Below are 304 nucleotides of genomic sequence, written 5' to 3' on the forward strand. Positions count from 1 at the left end.
TTCCCATCGCCTATTTCGTGTCCTTCCACGTCCCGCAGAACCGTAAGGCGCTATGGATTTTTCTGATCACGGTCCCGTTCTGGACCTCCTACCTGCTCCGCGTGTTCCTTTGGAAGGTAATCCTCGGCTTCAACGGAGTTCTCAACTCTGGTCTGCAAGGGCTTGGTATCATTGAGGAGCCACTGACTTTCCTGCTCTATAACGCCAATGCGGTCGTGATCACGCTTGCCCACGCTTACGCGCCCTTCACGATCCTGCCGATCTACGTGGCGCTCGAGAAAATCGACCGCTCCCTGCTGGAGGC

General features: G+C 56.2%; 1 protein-coding gene. It reads left to right on the forward strand.

The window, feature by feature from the left end; all coding sequences use genetic code 11:
• Nucleotides 1-304 (forward strand): ABC transporter permease (locus H2O73_RS23775; RefSeq protein WP_497997511.1); only part of this gene is annotated, 304 nt, incomplete at both ends.

Origin of the sequence: Vibrio marinisediminis (assembly GCF_014050145.1) — a bacterium.
Lineage (GTDB): Bacteria > Pseudomonadota > Gammaproteobacteria > Enterobacterales > Vibrionaceae > Vibrio > Vibrio marinisediminis.